Annotated in this window: 13 protein-coding genes; 11 read left to right on the top strand and 2 right to left on the bottom strand. The window is 71.0% G+C overall.

Translation table 11 applies throughout. The features are described from left to right. Positions 1–30: 30 nt before the first annotated feature. From MT346_RS04830 to MT346_RS04810, 5 genes are all read left to right on the top strand, one after another. Entirely contained in the window at positions 31–771 is a 741-nt protein-coding gene (locus MT346_RS04830; RefSeq protein WP_308221875.1) for a response regulator transcription factor, read from the top strand. 7 nt (positions 772–778) lie between these two features. Then, on the top strand, positions 779–2242 hold the full coding sequence (locus tag MT346_RS04825) for a cell wall metabolism sensor histidine kinase WalK (protein ID WP_243561687.1): 1464 nt from the start codon (positions 779–781) through the stop codon (positions 2240–2242). Positions 2243–2532: 290 nt separating this feature from the next. Further along, a complete protein-coding gene (gene rplJ, locus MT346_RS04820) occupies positions 2533–3048 on the top strand; it encodes a 50S ribosomal protein L10 (RefSeq protein WP_123655473.1) in 516 nt (171 codons plus the stop codon). 51 nt (positions 3049–3099) lie between these two features. Beyond that, positions 3100–3483, top strand: coding sequence for a 50S ribosomal protein L7/L12 (gene rplL / locus MT346_RS04815; protein WP_243561686.1), 384 nt, complete (start codon positions 3100–3102; stop codon positions 3481–3483). A gap of 296 nt (positions 3484–3779) precedes the next feature. Next, positions 3780–4697, top strand: a complete 918-nt coding sequence (locus MT346_RS04810; protein ID WP_243561685.1) for a hypothetical protein — start codon at positions 3780–3782, stop codon at positions 4695–4697. Between the two features lie 193 nt (positions 4698–4890). On the opposite strand, the gene MT346_RS04805 is transcribed toward MT346_RS04810, so the two are convergent. Then, a complete protein-coding gene (locus MT346_RS04805) occupies positions 4891–6318 on the bottom strand; it encodes an APC family permease (protein WP_243561684.1) in 1428 nt (475 codons plus the stop codon). A gap of 179 nt (positions 6319–6497) precedes the next feature. Here MT346_RS04805 and MT346_RS04800 point away from each other — a divergent pair, with 179 nt between their 5' ends. From MT346_RS04800 to MT346_RS04775, 6 genes are all read left to right on the top strand, one after another. Further along, positions 6498–8363 (top strand): ABC transporter ATP-binding protein, encoded by a 1866-nt coding sequence (locus MT346_RS04800; protein WP_243561683.1) that lies wholly within the window; start codon positions 6498–6500, stop codon positions 8361–8363. A 103-nt stretch (positions 8364–8466) separates the two neighbouring features. Continuing rightward, positions 8467–9831 (top strand): cystathionine beta-synthase, encoded by a 1365-nt coding sequence (locus MT346_RS04795; RefSeq protein WP_243561682.1) that lies wholly within the window; start codon positions 8467–8469, stop codon positions 9829–9831. A 79-nt stretch (positions 9832–9910) separates the two neighbouring features. Further along, positions 9911–11056, top strand: a complete 1146-nt coding sequence (locus MT346_RS04790; protein ID WP_243561681.1) for a cystathionine gamma-synthase — start codon at positions 9911–9913, stop codon at positions 11054–11056. Positions 11057–11138: 82 nt separating this feature from the next. Beyond that, on the top strand, positions 11139–12617 hold the full coding sequence (locus MT346_RS04785) for an MFS transporter (RefSeq protein WP_243561680.1): 1479 nt from the start codon (positions 11139–11141) through the stop codon (positions 12615–12617). A 28-nt stretch (positions 12618–12645) separates the two neighbouring features. Beyond that, positions 12646–13218, top strand: coding sequence for a substrate-binding domain-containing protein (locus tag MT346_RS04780; protein WP_243561679.1), 573 nt, complete (start codon positions 12646–12648; stop codon positions 13216–13218). A gap of 349 nt (positions 13219–13567) precedes the next feature. Continuing rightward, positions 13568–15562, top strand: a complete 1995-nt coding sequence (locus MT346_RS04775; RefSeq protein WP_243561678.1) for a protease pro-enzyme activation domain-containing protein — start codon at positions 13568–13570, stop codon at positions 15560–15562. A 113-nt stretch (positions 15563–15675) separates the two neighbouring features. On the opposite strand, the gene MT346_RS04770 is transcribed toward MT346_RS04775, so the two are convergent. Then, positions 15676–16257 carry a TetR/AcrR family transcriptional regulator gene (locus tag MT346_RS04770; RefSeq protein WP_243561677.1) on the bottom strand — a complete coding sequence of 194 codons (582 nt, stop codon included), beginning with the start codon at positions 16255–16257 and terminating at the stop codon, positions 15676–15678. Between the last annotated feature and the right edge of the window lie 208 nt (positions 16258–16465).

Below are 16465 nucleotides of genomic sequence, written 5' to 3'. Positions count from 1 at the left end.
CTCATAGGAATCCCTTCGACACTCGAACACGTGACCATCTCCCCGCCGCAGACAGCCCCGCGCCTCACACGTGCCGACGGATCCCCGTTGCGCATCCTCGTCGTCGACGACGAGGCCAGCCTCACCGACCTGCTCTCGATGGCGCTCCGCTACGAGGGCTGGGACGTCACGAGCGCGAACGGTGGCCAGGACGCCCTGGCCAAGGCCCGCGAGTTCAAGCCGGACGCCATGGTGCTCGACGTCATGATGCCCGACCTCGACGGCCTGCAGGTGCTGAACCGGCTGCGCCAGAACAACGACGACACCCCGGTGCTGTTCCTCACCGCGAAGGACTCGGTCGAGGACCGCGTCACGGGGCTGACCGCCGGCGGTGACGACTACGTCACCAAGCCGTTCTCGCTCGAAGAGGTCGTCGCACGCCTGCGTGGACTGATCCGTCGTTCGCAGATCTCCGTCTCCGAGGCGGGTGACTCGCGCATCGTCGTGGGTGACCTGGTGCTCGACGAGGAGTCCTACGAGGTCTCCCGTGCCGGACGGCCCATCGAGCTGACCGCCACCGAGTTCGAGCTGCTGCGGTTCCTGATGCGCAACCCCCGCCGCGTGCTGAGCAAGGCGCAGATCCTGGACCGCGTGTGGTCGTACGACTTCGGCGGCAAGTCCAGCGTCGTCGAGATCTACATCTCGTACCTGCGCAAGAAGATCGACGCCGGCGAGCAGCCGATGATCCACACGGTGCGTGGCGTCGGGTACGTCATCAAGCCGATCTCCTGAGCACCCCGTGACCCTGCGCCGCCGGCTCGTCCTGAGCATCGTCGCCCTCGTCGTCGCCGTCAGTGCGGTCATCGGCGCGGGCAGCATCATCGCGCTGTTCTCGATCCAGCGCTCGGCGATCGACGAGCAGCTCCGGTACGCCACCAGTCGTGCGCAGCGGTCGGTGGAACAGCAGGGCGGCAACGGCCCCGGGCTCGACATCGGCCGGCCGTCCGGGCAGGCCTCGGGCACGCTGACGGTGTACTTCCTGAACGGGGACGCCGTCGTCGGCAGCGTGCTCGACAACGACGGCAACATCGAGCGCCTGTCCGGCTCCGTGGTCGCACCGCTCGGATCGGTGACCGTCGACAAGCAGCCGCACACGATCGACCTCGGCGGCGACCTCGGCCGCTACCGCGTCACGGCCGCAACGGTCGGGCCCGCGGTCCTGGTGGTCGGGCTGCCGATGGCGCCGGTGTACCAGAGCGTGTGGAAGCTGTTCGGGGTGGTCCTCGTGGTCACCGCGCTCGCGCTGCTCGCGGCCTCGCTGGGAGCGGCGATCGTGGTCCGACGCTCACTGCGGCCGCTCGAACGCGTCGCCGAGACCGCGTCGACCGTCGCCCGCATGCCGCTGGAGCGCAGCGACGCGCTGGACGGCGTCCGCGTGCCCGACACCGACCCCCGCACCGAGGTCGGCCGCGTCGGCACCGCGTTCAACCGGATGCTCGAGCACATCGGCGGCGCCATGCAGGCCCGTGAACGCTCGGAACAGAAGGTCCGGCAGTTCGTCGCCGACGCCTCGCACGAGCTCCGCACGCCCTTGGCGTCGGTCCGCGGGTACGCCGAGCTCACGCGACGCATGGGCGGGGACCTGCCGAAGGACGTGGTCTACGCCATGAGCCGCATCGAGAGCGAGTCGCTCCGGATGACGAGCATGGTCGAGGACCTGCTGCTGCTGGCCCGGCTCGACGAGGGCCGCGAGATCCAGTTCGACGACGTGGACCTGACCGGGCTGGTGTTCGACGCCGTGAACGACGCGCACGCCGCATCGCCCGAGCACCCGATCGAGGTCGACGTGCCCGACGCGCCCGTGGTCGTCCTCGGTGATGCCGCCCGGCTGCACCAGGTCATCGTGAACCTGGTCACGAACGCCCGCACCCACACCCCCGACGGCACCCGCATCACGGTGGGGATCGCTCCGACCGCCGCGGGTGTCGACCTGACCGTGCGCGACACCGGGCAGGGCATCGACCCGGGGTTCCTGCCGAAGCTGTTCGAGCGGTTCGCCCGTGCCGACAGCTCCCGGTCCCGCAGCGCGGGCTCGACGGGCCTGGGGCTCGCGATCGTCGATGCGGTCGTGCAGGCGCACGGCGGCTCGGTCGAGGTCACGAGCGAGCCCGGGGACACGGTGTTCACGGTGCACCTGCCCGCGGCCGCTCCGCAGGCGGGTGCCTGGGCGGAGACCCCGATGGTCGCGGACGCGACCCGCTGACGGACAGGAGGCGCGGTGCGGGCCGGCACCGGGCCTCCAGTCCGGTGGTTGGTCCGGGCCACCGCGGTCTGCTACAGTTCTCGAAGCCAAAGACCGCCGGTCGTTGTCGTGCTTGCATGACAACCGAAGGTCCTCTCTCACGAGGCAGCCCGCGCAGGTGTTCCGAACCACTCCATCCGCTTGCGGGGGAGCAGCTCCGAGCCTCTGCGCCGGAGCTTTTTTCGTGTGGTGGGTTGTGTACGTCGCAACCGGGGACCTGGGGCTAGCCGGCAAGACCCCCAAGGAGAACCATGGCGAACAAGGAAGCTGCGGTCGCCGAGCTCACGGAGTCCTTCCGTAGCTCGAACGCCGTTCTGCTCACCGAGTACCGCGGTCTCACGGTCGCGCAGCTCAAGGAGCTCCGCAACTCGATCCGTGAGCACGCCACGTACGCCGTGGTGAAGAACACGCTGACCAAGATCGCGGCGAACAACGCCGGCATCTCGTCGTTCGACGACGAGCTCGCCGGTCCGTCCGCTCTCGCCTTCGTCCACGGTGACACCGTCGCCGTCGCGAAGTCGCTGCGTGCATTCGCCAAGGCGAACCCCGAGCTCGTGGTCAAGGGCGGTTACTTCGACGGTAACCCGCTCACCGCGACCGAGGTGGACAAGCTCGCCGACCTCGAATCCCGTGAAGTGCTGCTCGGCAAGCTCGCCGGCGCCTTCAAGGCTTCGCTGTTCGGTGCTGCGTACCTGTTCAACGCACCCCTCTCGCAGGCCGTCCGCACGGTGGACGCCCTCCGCGAGAAGCAGGAGTCCGCGGCCTGACCAGGCACGCGTTCCACAACCACATCACGTACTGAGTAGTAGGAGAAAATCATGGCGAAGCTTTCGCAGGACGAGCTCATCGAGGCCTTCAAGGAGCTCACGCTCATCGAGCTCTCGGACTTCGTGAAGAAGTTCGAAGAGGTCTTCGAGGTCACCGCTGCCGCTCCCGTCGCCGCTGCCGCGGCGCCCGGTGCTGCTGCCCCGGCCGAAGAGGTCGAGGAGAAGACCGAGTTCGACGTCATCCTCAAGTCGGCTGGCGACAAGAAGATCCAGGTCATCAAGGAGGTCCGTGGCCTCACGTCGCTCGGCCTCGGCGAGGCCAAGGCCCTGGTCGAGACCCCCGACGCCAAGGTGCTCGAGGGTGCGAACAAGGAAGCCGCTGACAAGGCGAAGGCTGCCCTCGAGGCTGCTGGCGCCACGGTCGAGGTCGCGTAACTCGTTCCACAGCATGACGGCCGTCGCCCTTCGGGGCGGCGGCCGTCGTCGTGTGCGGGGTGGGTCGTGCGGCGTGCGGGTCGTGCCGGCGCCGAGTCTCGATCTGTCGCTTTCGCGAAAGCGACAGATCAGTTGCAGCTGTTCGGCGCGATCTGTCGCTTTCGCGCGGGTGAGGGATGGCGCGGGGTGAGATCTGTCGCGATTGCGCACACGACGGGCTGTCGGGACGCTCGGCACTTCTCCACAGATCGGCTGACGACCGTCCACGCGGCAGCGCGCAGCGACAGAGTGCCGCCATGCACCCAGCGAACTCCATCGACATGCTCCGGACCACCGCGATCGATCGCGCAGCGGCGCGGCACCTGCAACGCCGTCGCCGTTCCGGCGAGCTCGTGCGGGTGCGGCACGGGGTGTACGTCGAGCGAACGGCGTGGGAGGCGCTTGACGGCCGCGGCCGTCACCTCGTCCGGATGCGTGCGGTGCTGCCGTTGCTCCGGCCGGACGCGGTGTGGGCTCTGGACTCCGCGGCGGCGATCCTCGGCGTCCCGCGGCTCGAAAAGTGGCCTGATCGGGTCCACGTCGTGGATCCGGGCATTGCGCACGACCTCCAACGCGTCGGGCTGACGCTGCACGCTGGCCGACCGCGTCCGTCTGGCGGTCGGTTCCACGGCGTCGAGTACACGGACCTCGCGCAGACCACCGTCGAGCTCGCACGACGCGGATCGTTCTCGACGGCCGTCGTCGTGCTCGACCACGCTCTCCGGCACGGCGGCGCATTGGACGACCTCGCGCAGCTCGCGCTGGACGCCGGACCATGGGGGAGCACCCGTGTCGAGCATGCGCTGGTGGTCTGCGACCCCAGGCACGAGTCGGTGGGAGAGTCCTTCTTCGCCGCTCGCGCCGCCGAGCTCGGATGCCCGGAGATGGAGCCCCAGCACGAGTTCCGCTACGCCGACGGCACCGTCGACCGGGTGGACTTCTGGCTGCCGCGCGAGGGCATCGTCATCGAGTTCGACGGGCGGCAGAAGTACGAGGACCCGGCGATGCTCGGCGGGCGCAGCGGTGCCGAGGCAGTGTGGGTGGAGAAGGTGCGCGAAGACCGCGTCCGTGCCCGGCACGAGGTGAACGGGTTCGTCCGCGTGCACTGGCGCCACCTGACAGACCCGGAACTCCTCCGGGCACACCTCCGTCAGCACCGTGTGCCGTGTCACTGACCGCAGCGGGCTGGGCACCGCGACCACCTCGCCAGAGGGACAGATCGGGCCGGACCCGCACCGTTCCTCCCGTCAGAACGACAGTTCGGGCCGGAACGTTCGCGGAGAACTGTCGCTTTTGCGAGGTCGACAGTTCGGGGGCAGGGGGCAGGGGGCAGGGGGCAGGGGGGGGGGGGGCAGCGGCGCGGGCGGCTCAGGACAGGGTGCTGTGACGACGGCCGTAGAGCAGGTACAGCGCGGCACCGGCGAGCATCCACACGCCGAACGCGATCCAGGTGCCGGCGCCGAGGAAGACCGCGAGCAGCACGCAGCACAGGGTGCCGAGGACGGGGACGACCGGGAACAGTGGGACGCGGTACGAGCGCTCCAGGTGTGGCTGCGAGCGGCGCAGGATGATCACCGACACGTTGACCAGGGCGAACGCCACCAGCGTGCCGATGCTCGTCGCATCGGCGAGCTCGCCGAGCGGGACGAGCGCGGCCACGACGGTGACGACCAGCCCGACGATGACGGTGTTGGCGACCGGGGTGCCGGTGCGCGGCGAGACACGACCGAAGACCTTCGGCACCAGACCGTCGCGGGCCATGGTCAGCAACACGCGGGTCTGGCCGTACAGAACCGTCAGGACGACGCTGGCGATGGCGATGACGGCGCCGATCGAGAACACCAGCGCGACCCAGGGCCGACCGGTGACGTCGACGACGATGCGCACGAGCGAGGCCTCGGTCGACGAGAACGACTCCCACGGGCGGGCGCCGATCGCCGCGATCGCCACCAGGATGTAGAGCACGGTGATGATCACGATCGAACCGATGATCGCCCGGGGCAGGTCGCGGCGCGGGTCCTTCGCTTCTTCCCCGGCAGTCGACGCGGCATCGAACCCGATGTACGAGAAGAACAACCGCGACGCCGCCGCGGTCACGCCGGCGGCTCCCATCGGGGCGAGCGGCGCGAAGTTGCCGGCCCGGAACGCCGTGAACGCCACGACGACGAAGAAGACGAGCAAGGCGATCTTCACGAGCACCATGAGCGTGTTCACCCACGCGCTCTCACGGGCACCCGGCAGCAGCACGGCTGTGGCGATCAGCACGAGCGCCGCCGCGGGCAGGTTCACCAGACCGCCGTCACCCGGGGGAGCGGAGAGCGCCGTCGGCAGGTGCAGGCCGAACACCCGCAGCGTCTCGTCCACGTACTCGCTCGCGCCCACGGCGACCGCCGCGACGGAGACGGCGTACTCGAGCACGAGGCACCAGCCGCAGACCCATGCGATGCCCTCGCCCATCGTCGCGTACGTGTACGAGTAGCTGGAGCCCGAGGTCGGCACCGCACCAGCCATCTCGGCGTAGGACAGCGCGGACAGCAGCGCCGCGACACCCGCCAGGACGAAGGAGATCCAGACCGCGGGGCCGGCGAGCGGGACCGCCGTGCCGAGGACGACCAGGATCCCGGTGCCGAGCGTCGCGCCGACACTGATCATCGTCAGGTGCCAGACGCCCAGGGTCCGGCGGAGCGGCTGGCCGTCCACACCCGCTGCGGCGTCGGCCTGCAGCTGGTCGATCGGCTTCCGCCGGGCGAGCTGGTGGCGGAGGGGCGGAGCAGGACGGGGCGGCGCGGACGACATGGGACCTCGTGATCGGGGGACGGGACGGGTCATGCTCGCACGGCCTCTGGAACGGGTCAATTCCGCTGTCAGCGGCCTTCTCCACAGATGTCCCGACGCGCGTCACGGCTGTCGTACCGCGGGGATACATTTGCTCTCGCGGATGACCGATCGGGCCCTCCGAGCGGAAGGGAACTCGCATGAGCATGATGCGCGGCGGCGGCCACGGCGGTCGCATCTCGAGCGGCGACTTCGACGCGCAGCGCGCCGCGAACGCCCAGGCGCCCGAGGTCCCCCACCTGCTGCGTCGGATCGCCGGGTTGTTCGTCCCGCACCGCCGTTCGATCGTCTTCACGGTCGTGCTGGTGCTGATCGGTGCCGCGCTGTCGGTGATCCCGCCGCTCCTGACCCAGAAGGCGTTCGACCTGGGCCTGTTCCCGAAGTCGGGAACCCCGGACGTGCCCGTGCTGGTCTGGTTGGTCACGGCGATGGTCGTGCTCTGGATCGCGAGTGCGGGCGTCGGGGTGTGGCAGACGTACCTGACCGCGACCGTGGGCAACAAGGTGATGGGCGCGCTCCGGATGCGGCTCTTCGCACACCTGCAGCGCATGGAACTGGCGTTCTTCACCCGTACCAAGACGGGCGTCATCCAGTCCCGACTGCAGAACGACGTCGGTGGTGTGGCGAGCGTCCTGAACAACACGATCTCGTCGGTGCTCGGCAACACCGTCACCGTCATCGCGGCCGTGGTCGCGATGCTGCTGCTCAGCTGGCAGATGACGATCGTGGCCGTGGTGCTGTTGCCCCTGCTGGTCATCGCGCAGCGCCGGGTCGGGCAGGTGCGCGCCAAGATCGCGGGGCAGACGCAGGAGTCGCTGTCGGACATGACGGCCATCACGCAAGAGGCACTGAGCGTCTCGGGCATCCTGCTCGCCAAGAGCTTCAACCAGCAGCGCAGTGAGACCCACCGATACGGTGACGAGAACCGCAACCAGATCTCGCTGCAGGTCCGGCAGCAGATGTCCGGGCAGTGGTTCTTCGCCATCGTGCAGATCTTCCTGTCGATCATCCCGGCGATCATCTACCTGGTGGCCGCCTCCCTGATCCTCGGCGGTGTCCCGATCACCGCGGGCACGATCGTCGCGTTCACGACCGTGCAGTCACGGCTGCTGTTCCCCACGGTGGGGTTGCTGCGGGTCGTGCTCGACCTGCAGACCTCCGGGGCGCTGTTCGCGCGGATCTTCGAGTACCTCGACCTGGAGCCCGCGATCACCGACGCGCCCGCGGCCGCCAAGGTCGACGAGCGCCGGGTCGGGCACGTGGCGTTCGAGGACGTCACCTTCACCTACCCGGACGGCGAAGCCGACAAGCCGACCCTGCGCGGCGTCTCCTTCGAACTCCAACCGGGGCAGTTCGCCGCGTTCGTCGGGCCGTCCGGAGCGGGCAAGACGACGGTGTCGTACCTGGTGCCACGCCTGTACGAGGCCACCGAGGGGTCGGTGCGGTTCGCCGGGGCGGACGTGCGCGACCTCGAGCACGAGGACCTCATGCGCCACGTCGGGATCGTGAGCCAGGAGACCTACCTGTTCCACGCCACCATCGGCGAAAACCTGCGGTACGCCAAGCCGGACGCCACCGACGCCGAACTCGAACACGCCGCCAGGGCAGCCAACATCCACGAGACCATCGCCTCGTTCCCCGACGGGTACGACACCGTGGTGGGGGAGCGTGGGTACCGGCTCTCCGGCGGCGAGAAGCAGCGGATCGCCATCGCCCGCGTGATGCTCAAGGACCCGCCGGTGCTCGTGCTCGACGAGGCCACCAGCGCGCTCGACTCCATCTCCGAGCGGGTCGTCCAGACCGCACTCGACGCCGCAGCCCGGGGGCGCACGACGATCTCGATCGCGCACCGCCTGTCGACCGTGCGCGACGCGGACGTCATCTTCGTGCTCGACCACGGACGCATCGTCGAGCAGGGCACCCATGACGAACTCCTGGCGCTGGACGGCATCTACACGACCCTGCACCAGCAGCAGGCAGCGCCGGTCGACGCCGTCGGCCACTGACGGCGAACGGTGTCGGCAGCGGTGACGGCGCACGTCGAGTCGCAACGCGCAACCGGGCGTCTCGAACGGTGAGGCCGTCGGGGGCCGCGCCTAGACTCGCGGTGTGCGTTACGCGAACTCGGTCGTCGACCTCGTCGGCGACACCCCGCTCGTCCGGCTGAACCGTGTCACCGAGGGGATCCGGGCGACGGTCCTGGTCAAGGTCGAGTACCTCAACCCGGGCGGCTCGTCGAAGGACCGCATCGCCACGCGGATCCTCGACGCGGCCGAGGCATCCGGCGAGTTGCGCCCCGGCGGCACGATCGTCGAACCGACCTCGGGCAACACGGGCGTCGGGTTGGCACTGGTCGCCCAGCAGCGCGGCTACCGCTGCGTGTTCGTCCTGCCCGACAAGGTCGGCGAGGACAAGCGGAACGTGCTGACGGCCTACGGCGCCGAGATCGTCGTCACGCCGACCGCCGTCGCGCCGGACCACCCCGAGTCGTACTACTCGGTGTCCGACCGGCTGGTCCGCGAGATCCCCGGTGCCTACAAGCCGAACCAGTACGCGAACCCGAACGGCCCGCGCAGCCACTACGAGACCACCGGTCCGGAGATCTGGCGCGACACCGAGGGGCGCATCACGCACTTCGTTGCCGGCGTCGGTACCGGCGGCACCATCACCGGCACCGGCAGGTTCCTGAACGAGGTGTCCGACGGCGGGGTCCGGATCATCGGCGCCGACCCCGAGGGATCGGTGTACTCGGGCGGGACCGGGCGTCCGTACCTGGTCGAGGGCGTCGGCGAGGACTTCTGGCCGAGCGCCTACGACCCCGACGTGCCGGACGAGATCATCGCCGTGTCGGACGCGGAGTCCTTCGCGATGACCCGCCGGCTCGCCCAACAAGAGGGACTGCTCGTCGGCGGCTCCAGCGGCATGGCCGTCGTCGCCGCGCTGCGGGCCGCCCGTGACCTGACCGAGGACGACGTCGTGGTCGTGCTGCTGCCCGACGGCGGCCGCGGCTACCTCGGCAAGATCTTCAACGACCGCTGGATGCGCTCGTACGGGTTCGCCGAGACCGACGACGCCCGCACGGTCGGGTCCCTCATCGCCGGCAAGGACGGCCGACTGCCGGACCTGGTGCACGCCCACCCCACCGACTCCGTGCGCGAGGTCGTCGACATCATGACCAAGTACGGCGTCTCGCAGATGCCCGTGCTGAGCGCGGAACCACCCGTCGTCATCGGCGAGGTGATCGGCGCCGTCGCCGAGAAGGACCTGCTCGAGCAGGTCTTCACCGGGGCCGCGAAGATGGCGGACGCCCTGACCGGGTTCGTCGGCGAGCCGCTCCCGCTGATCGGCATCGGCGAGTCCGTCTCGGGTGCGCGCCGCGCGCTCGAGGACGTCGACGCGCTGCTGGTCGTCGAGGACGGCAAACCCGTCACCGTGCTGACGCGACACGACCTGCTCACCTACCTGTCGGAGTAGTCCCGGCCACGCGCGCGACGTGCTGTCCGCGCCCAGCCGACCAGGGCCTCCCGTCCGACCCGATCTGAAGGACCACCACATGACCGAGTTCGACACCCGCGCCGTCCACGCCGGCCAAGAGCCGGACGCTGCCACCGGCGCCGTCATCCCCCCGCTGCACCTGACCTCGACGTACGTGCAGGACGGCGTGGGCGGGATGCGGAACGGCTACGAGTACTCGCGGTCCGGCAACCCGACGCGTGACTCGCTGCAGACGCTGCTCGCCGACCTGGACGGCGGCGCGGCCGCGTACTCGTTCTCGTCCGGTCTGGCTGCCGAGGACGCCCTGCTGCGCTCGGTGCTGGTCCCCGGTGCCCGCGTCGTGATGGGCAACGACGTCTACGGCGGGACCCACCGCCTGGTGAACCGCCTGCACGTGCCGTGGGGTGTGGAGCTCGTGGTGGTCGACATGAGCGACGTCGACCTGGTGCGTGCTGCGCTCGACGGTGCACCGGCCACCACCGTGCTGTGGGTCGAGACCCCGACCAACCCGCTCATGAAGATCGCCGACGTCGCCGTGCTGGCCGAGGTCGGGCACGCCGCGGGCGCGCTCGTCGTCGTGGACAACACCTTCGCGTCGCCGGCGCTGCAGCAGCCGCTGTCGCTCGGCGCCGACGTGGTGGCCTACTCCACGACGAAGTACCTGGGCGGGCACTCCGACATCGTCGGCGGTGCGATCGTGCTCAAGGACCCGGAACTGGCCGAACGGGTCGGCTTCGTGCAGTTCGGTGCCGGAGCGATCTCGTCGCCGTTCGACGCCTGGCTGACGATCCGCGGCATCAAGACCCTGTCCGTGCGCATGGAACGGCACTCGCGGAACGCGCAGGCCGTCGCCGAGGCCCTGGTCGGCGACCCCGCGGTCGAGCGTGTCTACTACCCCGGACTGCCCGACCACCCCGGGCACGACGTCGCGAGCCGACAGATGCGTGGGTTCGGCGGCATGCTCTCGGTCGCGCTGGCCGGGGGTGCCGACGCGGCCAAGCGGTTCGCGGAGTCGACCGAGGTGTTCGCGCTCGCCGAGTCGCTCGGCGGGGTGGAGTCCCTGATCGGGTACCCGAGCGAGATGACCCATGCCTCGGTCAAGGGCACCGAGCTCGCCGTGCCCGAGAACGTCGTGCGGCTGTCCGTCGGCATCGAGGACGCCGGCGACCTGGTGGCCGACGTGCAGCAGGCACTCCGCCGCTGACCCCACCGGACGCGCGGCCGTGCACCGGCGGCACCCCCCGCCCGTCGACCCGCCGTCACCGGCCGGCCCTACGATGAACCGCGTGACGACGACGGCGACGCGGACCACCCTGTTCAGTCGGGGCCTCGCGCTCCCGACCATCGGCATGGTGGCGATCGTGGCCGTCGCGGCATTCCAGAACCTGGCGATGACGACGATCATGCCGGAGATCAGCCGCGACCTGCACGGCGAGACCCTGTACTCGCTGAGCTTCGCCGCCCCGCTGGCCGCCGGTGTGCCGGGCATGGTGCTCGCGGGCAACTGGACCGACCGAGCCGGCGGCCGGGTCGTCGCGTGGGTGTCCGCGTCCCTGTTCGCGATCGGGACCGCCATCGTGATGCTCGCGCCGACGATGCCGGTGTTCCTGGCCGGCCGCCTGGTCGAGGGGTTCGGTGCGGGTGCGATCGACGTCGTGCTGTACGTGCTGGTCGCCCGGATCTTCCCCGAGGACCTGCACGGCCTCGTGTTCGCCGGGTTCGCGGCCGCGTGGGTCGTGCCCGCGCTCGTCGGTCCCGCGCTCGCCGGCATCGTCACCGACCTGTTCAGCTGGCACTGGGTGTTCGCGGGTGCGCTCGTGATCGCCGTCGCCGCGTTCGCCCTGCTCGTGCCGACGCTCGGCCGTCTGCAGGCACCGGCCGTGGCGCTCCGTCCGCCGTGGCAGCGCGGGCGGATCGCCTGGTCGGCGGGCGCAGCGGTCGCGGTGCTGCTGCTCAACGTGGCGCCGGACCTGCCTGTCGCGCTCCGGATCGCCGCCGTGGTGGTCGGGCTCGGTGGCGCGTGGTTCGCGCTCCGCCCGCTGCTGCCGAGGCGGACGCTCACGGCGGCTCCGGGGCTGCCGTCGGTCGTCCTGCTGCGCGGCGTGCTGGCGGCGGGCTTCTTCGGCAGCGAGGCCTACGTGCCGTTCCTGCTGCAGGCCCAGCACGGGCTGTCGCCGTCGGCCGCCGGGTTGGCACTGACCGTCGCCGCGCTGAGCTGGGCGGGTGCGAGCTGGGTGCACGGCCGGATGGGGGAGCGGCGGCTCACCGCTGCCCGGGCGTTCGCCGTCGGCCTCGGGCTGGTGCTCGTGAGCCTGGTGGCCGCGCTGGCCGTGGCGCTCGCGGACCTGCCCGTGTGGGTGCTCGTCGCCGGGTGGTTCGTCGGCGGTGCGGGCATGGGCATCGCCTACCCGCGCACGTCGATGCTCACGCTGCGGTTCTCGACCGAGGGCGACGACGGGTTCGCCAGCTCGGCGTTGACGATCGCGGACGCCGCCGGCAGCGTGGTCGGGCTGGCCGTCGCGGGGCTGCTGTTCACCGGGCTGGGCGGGCGGAGCGACCCGATGGCCTTCGCCGCCGTGTTCGCCGCGATGATCGTCATCGCGCTCGTCGGGCTGCTCGCCGTGGTCCGCCTGGGCCACGTCCCACCGCCCACGAGCGATCCGGCAGCGCCTGCGGGCGACCAGGCAGCGCCTGCGAGCGATCCGGCAGCGCCTGCGAGCGACCGGGCAGCGCCTGCGAGCGACCAGGCGACGCAAACCGGGTAGCGTGGCAGACCCACGACGAGGAGGAACCGTGCGCCGCACCCTGGTCTCCGCCGGACTGATGCTCGCTGCCGCCATCGCGGTGAGCGGCTGCACGGGCACGACCACCGCGGCGCCGACCCCGGTGCAGAGCACGGACCTCACCAGCTCCGACGGGGGCTTCGACCAGCACGCGGTCATCGGCGTCGTCCTGCTGCCCGCCACGGCCACGCCCGGGGCGACCTCGGGCGGTGTGGCGCTGCCCGACCGCTTCCGCTCCGACCTGACGACCGCGGGCTTCCGCCCCGACGTCCGCGTGGCGAGCGCCACCGACCCGGCCGGGTCGCAGACGAGCGACATCCGTGACCTGGTCCGGCGCGGGGCCAAGGCCCTGCTGGTGCAGGCAGCCGACCCCGATGCCCTGACCGGCGCGGTGCAGACCGCGCACGACGCCGGAGTGGTGGTCGTCGCGCTCGGCGACCCGCTGCCGTCGTCCGGCACGGGGGGCGACGGACTGTCGGGCGACTACCGGGTGCAGGGGGCCGACTCGGACGCCGCGACCGTCGGCAGGGCGATCGCGGTCGTCGAGTCGCTGCAGCGCGGCACGAAGCCCGCCGGCGACTGAGCGCGGCGGGCACGCACGCCGCGGGAAGCCCGCCGGCGACTGCGCGCAGCGGGAACGCACGCCGCGGGAAGCCCGCCGGCGACTGCGCGCAGCGGGCACGCACGCCGCGCGAAGCCCGCCGGTGACTGCGCGCGTCGAGCACAAGCCCCCGTCGCCGGGTTCACAGCCGGAACTCAGGAACCATCGCCGTGCCCAGTCCGGCACGGGGGACACGGGCTGAGCACAGCGACAGGGTCGCCCCCCGTCCGGGTGACACCCGGCGTCGGTCGAACCACCGACTGTTCGTTCGTTCTCGGTACTTACTACAGTCAGCTCACCGCAGCCGATGTAGTTCCCGAGAGGACCCGACGTGCAACGACGCTCTCCCACCACCTCCACCCGCAGGCGCCTGACCGCGCTCGCCGTCACCACCGCCGCGTGCACCGTCGGCGCGGTGCTGTTCGCCGGCGGCCCGGCTGACGCGGCGACGCGCCAGGTCCTGCCGGACTCGGTGCCCGCCTGGGCCACCGCGTCCGACGACGCCGGCTCCGTCGCCACATCGACCGACGTCGAGGGCGAGGTCTACCTGCCCCTGAAGAACCAGGCCGGCGCCGAGGCGCTCGCCACCGCGGTGTCCACCCCCGGGTCGCCGCAGTACCGCAAGCCGCTCACGCCCGCCGCCTGGATCGCGGCGTACGCACCGAGCAAGACCGACGTCGACCAGGTGACCGGGTTCCTCCGGGCGCAGGGCCTGTCGATCACCGCCGTACCCGCCAGCCACGAGTACGTCGTGTTCCGCGGCCCGGCCTCGGTCGTGAACTCGGTGCTCGGGACGACCCTGCACTCCTACCGGCACGCCCAGCAGACGCTGGTCGCCCCGTCGACCGCACCGAGCCTCCCGGCATCCATCGCCGGACTCGTGAGCGGCGTGAGCGTCGACCAGGGACGCCTCCTGACCCACCCCGAACTCGTCGAGCAGGGCCAGACGCCCGCCACGTCGACCCCGGCGCGGACCCTGCAGCAGCAGGCGACGGCACCGACCGGGATCAACGCCAAGTGCTCTGCCTACGCCGGTGAGCACACCGCGACCGTCCCCTCGGCGTACGGCAAGACCGTCGTCCCGACCTTCGCGTGTGGCTACGTGCCGTCGCAGATCCGCTCGGCGTACGGGGTCGACACCCTGGCGAAGCAGGGCGTGTCGGGTCAGGGACAGACGGTCGCGATCATCGACGCCTACGCCTCGCCGACGATCATCCACGACACGAACACGTACTCGCAGCAGCACGGTGAGCCGGGCCTGACCAGCGCCACGTTCCAGCAGCGCATCCCGTCGCCGTCGCAGTTCACCGACCAGGTGCTCTGCCAGCAGCCGAGCGGGTGGCAGGGCGAAGAGACCCTCGACGTGCAGTCCGTGCACGCGGTCGCTCCCTCGGCGAAGATCCTGTACGTCGGCGGCACGAACTGCGGTGGTGGCCTGGACGTCGCGATGTCGAAGATCCTCGACCAGGGCCTGGCCTCGATCGTCAGCAACAGCTACGGCGACGTCGGCGAGAACGTCCCGCTGTCGAGCATCCGCGGCCAGGAGAACCTGCACATCCAGGCGGCCGGTGAGGGCATCGGCCTGTACTTCTCCAGCGGCGACCACGGCGACGAGTCCGCGGCGCTCGGCAGCGCGCAGCCGGACTTCCCGGCCTCGAGCCCGTGGGTGACGTCGGTCGGCGGCACCAGCCTCGGCATCGACAAGACCGGGAAGAAGTCGTTCGAGACCGGCTGGGGCGACGTGCTCGACCAGATCGTCAGCAGCCCGCGCGGCAACGTCTACGCGGCAGCACTGCCCGGCAACCTGGACGGCGGAGGCGCCGGTGGTGGCCAGAGCACGCTGTTCGACCAGCCCGCCTACCAGAAGGGCGTCGTCCCGGCGTCCCTGGCCGGTGGCAAGCGCGTCTCGCCGGACCTGGCCGCGCTGGCCGACCCGTACACCGGGTTCTCGATCGGCATCCGTCCGATCACCGACGACACCACGCTCGCCGCGGGGGAGTTCGTCAACGAGACCTACGGCGGCACCTCGCTGGCCTCGCCCCTGACGGCAGCGCTCTCGGCACTCGTGCAGCAGTCGACCAACACCCGGCTCGGGTTCGCCAACCCGACGCTGTACGCGACCTACAAGACGACGCCGAGTGCGTTCTCGGACGTGACCAGCCCGAAGTCGCCGATCGCCCTGGCCTACACCAGTGCGACCAGCGGCAAGGACTTCCTGGTCACGCTCGACCACGACACGTCGCTGACCACCGCCAAGGGGTACGACGACGTGACGGGGCTCGGTGCGGTCTCGTTCACCGGGATGTCGCAGGTGGCGCGTCACTGACGTGACGTGCTGACGGACAGGAGGCCCGGTGCCAGCTGGCACCGGGCCTCCCGTCCGTCATCGGGTCGTCTCCGACCCGGTCGCCCGCAGGCGGGCCAGCTCCACCAGGCGGGTCAGCTCCACCAGGCGGGGAACGACAGGGTGATCGTGTCGACGAGGGCCTTGCGCGAGCGCCGCGGGCCCGCGAGCCAGGCCTCGATCGCGCCGACGAAGCCCTGCGCGACGAAGCCCGCGGCGACGTCGTCGAGCAGGTCGGGGCGCGAGGCCGGGTCGAGCTCGCGGATGTGGATCGCGCTCGACAGCGTGAAGTGCTCGACGAGCAGCCGGTGCAACGAGCCGTCGTCCGGGTCCGGGAGCGCCCGCACGTAGATCTCGCGGTGCGTGACCACGTGCTCGACGACCGCGTTGATGCCGCGCCGGGTGATCGCCGCGAGCTCGTCACGGTCGGCACCACGCTCGGCAGCTGCCCGACGGGCCTCGGAGTCCTCGTCGCGGATGTGGTCGAGCTCCGGTGTCAGGACGTCGGCCAGCAGCGACCCGGGCGAGACGGCGTGCGAGTAGAACGTCGCACGGTTGATGCCGGCGGCGCGGGTGACGTCCGCGACGGTGATCTCCGAGACGGGCCGACCAGCGGCGAGTCGCAGGATGGCCTCGCGCAGGGCTGCCGTCGTGTGCAGGATCCGAGCGTCCACCATGACGCCCACCCCCTCTTCCGTGCCGGCCCGAGGGCTCCCGGGCGGTACGACGGTACCGCAGGTGGGATGTCCCGGCTGCGCGGCAGGGTGCTCGACACGCGGTGCGACGCGGCAACGGGTGTCGCGGGCGGGGTCGTCGCCCGTAGGATGGTTCCACGGGCGAATCGATTCGATCGTCGCCGACCGCACTCCCGCCAACCGCCCCTCA

Source organism: Curtobacterium sp. VKM Ac-2922 (genome assembly GCF_022815645.1).
Lineage (GTDB): Bacteria > Actinomycetota > Actinomycetes > Actinomycetales > Microbacteriaceae > Curtobacterium.
This window is presented reverse-complemented; position numbering and strand designations above follow the sequence as displayed.